The sequence below is a fragment of the Bacillus sp. T17B1 genome (assembly GCF_026796395.1).
GTDB lineage: Bacteria > Bacillota > Bacilli > Bacillales > Bacillaceae > Bacillus > Bacillus spizizenii_A.
Genome location: NZ_JALAYA010000013.1, coordinates 40,322 through 46,053, shown reverse-complemented (window position 1 = coordinate 46,053; position 5,732 = coordinate 40,322). Strand labels below are relative to the sequence as shown.

8 protein-coding genes are annotated in these 5,732 nt (G+C 37.8%); all 8 read right to left on the bottom strand.

The window, feature by feature from the left end:
• A partial coding sequence (conE, locus tag MOF34_RS07835; protein WP_268399618.1) for a VirB4-like ATPase ConE occupies positions 1–2,002 on the bottom strand: 2,002 nt, incomplete at its 3' end.
• Positions 1,890–2,414, bottom strand: coding sequence for a conjugal transfer protein (locus MOF34_RS07830; protein WP_162105821.1), 525 nt, complete (start codon positions 2,412–2,414; stop codon positions 1,890–1,892). The genes MOF34_RS07830 and conE, both read right to left, overlap by 113 nt.
• 12 nt (positions 2,415–2,426) lie before the next feature.
• On the bottom strand, positions 2,427–2,675 hold the full coding sequence (conC, locus tag MOF34_RS07825) for a transposon conjugation system subunit ConC (protein WP_003328173.1): 249 nt from the start codon (positions 2,673–2,675) through the stop codon (positions 2,427–2,429).
• 11 nt (positions 2,676–2,686) lie between these two features.
• Positions 2,687–3,751: a conjugal transfer protein gene (locus MOF34_RS07820; protein ID WP_268399617.1), complete on the bottom strand. Its 1,065-nt coding sequence runs from the start codon at positions 3,749–3,751 to the stop codon at positions 2,687–2,689.
• A 27-nt stretch (positions 3,752–3,778) separates the two neighbouring features.
• Positions 3,779–3,928, bottom strand: coding sequence for a hypothetical protein (locus tag MOF34_RS07815; protein WP_268399616.1), 150 nt, complete (start codon positions 3,926–3,928; stop codon positions 3,779–3,781).
• A gap of 17 nt (positions 3,929–3,945) precedes the next feature.
• Entirely contained in the window at positions 3,946–4,224 is a 279-nt protein-coding gene (locus tag MOF34_RS07810; protein ID WP_129133884.1) for a hypothetical protein, read from the bottom strand.
• A 9-nt stretch (positions 4,225–4,233) separates the two neighbouring features.
• On the bottom strand, positions 4,234–4,521 hold the full coding sequence (locus tag MOF34_RS07805) for a hypothetical protein (protein WP_166854210.1): 288 nt from the start codon (positions 4,519–4,521) through the stop codon (positions 4,234–4,236).
• A gap of 267 nt (positions 4,522–4,788) precedes the next feature.
• On the bottom strand, positions 4,789–5,732 hold a 944-nt coding region (gene nicK / locus MOF34_RS07800), incomplete at its 5' end, for a DNA relaxase NicK (protein WP_268399615.1).

Sequence of the window (5,732 nt, the reverse complement as noted above, 5' to 3'; positions counted from 1 at the left end):
TTTCAAGTCGCTCAGCATGATCCGGCAAATCCATATTTTCTACTTCTAAAATGGTGATTCGCTTTTCAAGTGACAATGCAGGATTTGAACCATCATGAATACAAAGTTTCAAAATGGAATCTGATACGACCTCATTTAAATAGTCACCAGCTTTTTGTACAGCTTCTTCGGGATGTTTCTGCATCCTCCGAATAATATCAAGTGAGCCGACCTGTTCGCCTTTCTGTTTTGCCTCAATTACTTCTGACGTAGCACGAAGGAACGCTGTGTTCACATCGTCTTTCCCTTTAAAGTCATATACTTGTTCAAAAATGACTTGAACCAGCTCTTTTGCTTTCATAGGAGGGAGGAAGGAAATAGGATCAAGCGCTCCCCAGTTGTGCGTGTTTTCATGATCTAGCGTGATATAGTTATATTTCTCTAAATGAGCAATATATAAGGGAAAATTCTCTCGAATGTACTCATCATTCAAGACTCTTTGAATCCACTTTCTCATTTCCTTTTTAGGGTCTATATACAGAGATTTGATGTTTAACATGCTGATATAGTTAAAGATCAATTTCGCCAGATATGACTTGCCATTTCCTGTGTCTCCTGTGATTAGGCAGTGAGGAGAACGTGTCTTTGAACCTTTTAACTGCTGATTCGCTAAGAAAGGGTGGAATAAGACAAAATCACGGCTGGACATAATGGCACTTTCTAAGTCGGTGTGCTCTTGGAAACGATCAACCCAACCGAGAAAGAATCCAATTTTCGAACCAATATCAGAGTTAACAGCGAAAAGGCCTTCTGCCACGCCATCTTGCGTTGTTTTTTGAATCCAGTTCTTGTCGGTTATATCTAATTTTTCGCCGGGAAGCATCTTATAAAAAAGATTCAGTTGATCAGCTACCGGAAGGCGACATGTAATGCCAGCGCCTTTTAAGTGTCTTTTGACAATTGTTGCTTTACCCACACATTCTTTTTTTGTTTTCCCATGAACGACAATCACAGATAGCCAGTTCATCAAATGCACTTCTTCTTTCTTAATCTCATCTTGTAAATGTCTTACCATCGTTGCACTTGTGACAGTGGAAACATCACTTCGATCACCTGTGCTTTGTTGTTCTTTCTGTTCTTCTTTCAATTGCTGTTTTTTGAGGTTGAGGGCAGGTTTAGTAATTGATTTTGATTCCGTTTGTATTTTCATTTGGACTTCGACAGGGAAGGGAAGTGACTGCGTTTCATAAAACAAATCACTTTCAGACATATTGTGAAGAAATTCGTCAATCACCACAAAAGCCGTATAACCTTCATCTTGGTCACTATGCAAATGTAAAACCGATGGGTCAGTAGGATCTATGATAGTATTTGTTATCGAACGAACATCCTTTATTTCGCTTTCCTCATTCGTCTGGTGATTCAATCCACGCACAAAGTGATAACGGTTAATATATGTCATTTCTGATTCTGAAAGCCGTTCTCCGCGAACAGAAGCCATAATGTTGGCTAGTGTTTCTTCGACTTCCTCATATTTTTCAAAAAAAGAGGTGGAAACATTTTGTTCCCACCCGAGCATTTTCACAACAGTATCAGTCGCCGTATTGAATAGAGATAAAATATTATCTTTTAGTTCGACACTAATATTTACAAGACTGCTTTTCAGTTTTACACCTAAAATGAAATCATACTTTGTCAGCCTTCCTAATCGCTGTTCTAACAGCCTTACCGTTTCTTCATTGTAGTAACGAGCCACATCCATTGCATCTGCCGCAATATCTGTTTCTAAATCCTTAAATCGTTTTTTTAATTCATACTCACTTGGATACATCATCAAGTGAAAATCCTCATAAGATGTAATTTCTTCGAAAAGATGCTGCCACTTCTTTTTATACGATTCAACTTTTTCTTTATTTTGCATAGGAATCGAATTGCTCTTTATTCGGTAGTACGCCCACACGTCGCCCGTTCTTGTTAATAGTAGATTCTTGTGTATTGCCTTCATAGGCGTTTTTAATCTCATTTGAATAATCCACCACCTTCACAAGTTTTCGAAACTCAATTTGTTTTTCGTTACTCAAATCAATCTTTCGATCATTGCAATACTTCTTTTGTGGAAGCTTAATGAAGAAGTAATATTTTGCAAAATCAAAGAAATATATATAGATGTTTTTGCCTTCCGGCTTTATTTTCGTTACAAGCATCGTTAAAAAAAATGGTATCCCAAAAATCACGATGACGTAACTGTTATCAAAAGCGTGAGGAAAAATCATCCTCACGCCGTACCAGAATCCAAAGCATAGACCAACAAAAATGAAATAGTTAATAGCCGGTATTAACTCAACTGCAAAGGGTAATGAATAATTTTCGGTTAATTGCTGAATTTTTTTCGGCTCTCTCATTGCCTTCCGGTAGTTGAACACCAGACGCCCCATTCAGATGCCCCCTTACAATTTTTCCATTAGCGCATTGATCCAGCCGGAGAATTCTGACCAGTGTTTAATAACCCACGTCACCGCACTGCCAATACAGCAAACAAAGATAATACCGCCCATTTTTAACTTCATCAGATTCTTTGCGGCTATGAACATGACCACGATCGTAATGAATTGGATAACAACATCTGATGCCCAACCTTTTACCCCTCCAAGTGTTGGAAGGTCTGCGCCAAGAATAAAGAAATTCATGAAATCCATATTTAAACCTCCTACTGATGTTTAAGTTTATTTACATAAAACTGACCGCTGTTTTCCGTAATCTCTAGACTGAATTTTTCATTTACCGGAATGTCATTTTCTTTTTCCTTAAATCGAACAGCACAAAAAACCTCGAAACCTTTTTTTGTCTCGAAGATTTTCACTGACTGCACTTCCCCAAATAACAAGTTTCCTTCCAATGTTTCTGGCTTTTTCATCATATAAACCATTTCTTCTTTCTTTTCAGAAGCGTATTTCTCAAAGAAATTTTGAAGAAATGATTCGATAGATTCTTTTTTCTCGCCTGCATATTCGTCTCTAGTTTCTTCTTTGCCCTTAAAAGCAATATCGCCTTTCAGATCATAAATCTGTGTAAAGTAAGGAACAGCAGATACCGCAAAGGAATCACCTTTATTTGTGACTGGAATATTCAGCAACATTTGTTTTTCAGATTTCTCGTTTGTTTTAACCTTTTCTTTCACCTTCTTTTTCTTCTTTCCGTCTTTAACTTCTTTTTCAACTTCCTTTTCTACAGGGTATAGATTTTCATATATGACCTTATATTGAAAAAGGCTGTTTTTATCACCTTCTTTCACGTTATATAAGCTGTAACCCTTTAACTCTCGATCACCTTTTAAACCATCCACATTGAAGCGTTCTTCATCTTCAAAATGGTTATCTTCCTGTTTCACCATGTAGCTTTCAAGGCTCTGCATACGTTTTTCAATAGATTCTTGATCGTTCTTCACATTCACATATTCATTGATGAACCCTGACAGAAAGTTTTCAGCAGCAGTCACCGAAATTTTTTGTTTATCGTCATTTGTTGGCTTAATGGCTTCTTCTTTCATGTCATTAAGTTGGGATCGTGTGTTAATTGATAAAAGCACAGCGAGCATGCAGATAAACAGCAAACCCCCAACACACGACCACAATGTAACTGCGATCAGCTTAGACCTGTCACGAGGTACTTTTTGTTTGTCTTTTTCCGGTCTTTCAATTCGTTTCAATTTTTGAAAGGCAGACCGAAAAAATGACTCTTCTTTTTTATCCAAGTCAATTTCTTTTTGGAGCAATTCGATTCACTCTCCTTTCATAGACTTCTAAGCACTTTCCCCCTGATTAACTTTCATGTTTCTTGTCATTTTCAAAATGGCTCTCGCCATTTTTTCATAGTTCGGTTCATTTAGCTCCGTCACGATAACTTCCACTGGCTTACCTTTAATTTCAACGACCTCAACACTCTGTTTCATCAAAGACCTCGCTTTCTTCAAACCTGTTTTGTTTTTTCAAGGAATAATAAAAAGGATGCTACACGATGTAACACCCTTTTTATGCTTTGGTTCTCCACATAAACTTTTAAGCTAGTCATTCGACCGTCTGGCAAGTATCTTGTTTTATAGAATGTGTAACGATACTCAGCAAATCCTTTTACTCGTTCTCCTTCAACAACCAACATGCAATCTCTGCTTAAACTTCTTACAAAGACTAAAGAGGGGATACCTACATTAAAGCCCATTCTTTTAAAGTGATTATCTACTGCTGACATCCAACCACCTCATTTTGGATAGCTATCATACGACCTCAATATTTCAAACTCTACATTGACTTCCTCTGTTTCTTCCTCTTCATCTTCACTTTCAGGAATGAAAAAGACAGCAGATACAAAACGTATAATATCATCCTTTAAAGGAGATTCAGATTCAAGTAAAATCCTTTGGCCTTGCTCATAATAAGGTACTGTTTCTAGCAATTTTTCAATAAATGTCTCAGCTAATCGTAATAAACCGACCTTCTCTAACTCACTTTCTAAATATGCACGATTTAATAAATTTACGTTTAACATTTAAACACCTCTTCTTAAATTTCTTGGGCTTTGCCCAAACCCACCAACGTGTGCACGTTGGATTGCTAGTAATCTAACCCCCTATTCCCCCAAATCATTGGGGGGACTCCCTCGCCGGTAGGCAGGAACAAACGGTTGTTTGTTCAATGCCAAGAGGGTTTGGGTGGCGCTGAATATGTCAACTCCTTATCCTCACTTCGCTCCGGTACCGTTGACACGTACGTTTAATCGCATCACCTGTTTTTATAAAGGTTTATCAGCTTGTTTTTAAACCACCATGTCAGCGACTTCAGCTATAAACACATTCAACATTTTTTGATGTTTTTCTGCCAGTTCAGCTTCTACGATCATATCTGACAGATCAGTTTTCCCTAAGTGCTGATCAGCTTCCAGTACCATTTTCATAGTGGGGGCACAAGAGTTACGAAGCCAGTTTCTTGATTTCTGATAGAAGTCTTTTTGTGGTTTGACGTACAAAGGAAGTCGCCCAACATCACCTATAAAATCAGACCAAAAAAGGCTCGTTTTCCAATGCTCTCTAGTGATGTTTTCATCAGCATCAACGAACCTTACATAGTTATTAATGATTTGCATAGCGATTAAGGTTAAATCCTTTGTTTTCAATAAAGCATCTATCGCAACTTGTGCACGTTCATTTTTAAGCCGCAGTTCATAACGATTCCAATCGCCTAGTTCTTCTAACGGAATGTTATACTTTTCTGCTTGTTCATAGTTTTTCTCGTAAAAGCAAAGGTACGCTTCTGACTTTTTAGAACCGAAATATATTGTCGTTCCACCTGTAATTCCATCAGATAGATCAAATGAGCCATTGAAATCGGATTTTCTAAAGCGTGAAATACATTCGCCCTTTTGGGCTTTCGTTAACAATTCCGGTATGGAAAAGTATGTCTTTTTATCATCAATAGCCAAATCAAAGCGAGTGAACGAACCGCCTTGTGCCATGCAATCTTGAAAGAAGTCGTACCATGTTTTCTTCCGGCATTCCAAGAAGGATTCAAATTGACGGCAACCTTGACCGGACATTTCTATCAAAACACCTCTGTTATCATCTGGCGCAGAATAAAAGACTTTGATATAGTCCAGTTCGTACGTGCCAACGTAGCCATAGAAACCAGATTGCTTTTCAGTCATAAAGTCTTTGCTAAGGTGAAGAACCTCTTCAATAATCCGGTCAACATCATGAGTTTTAA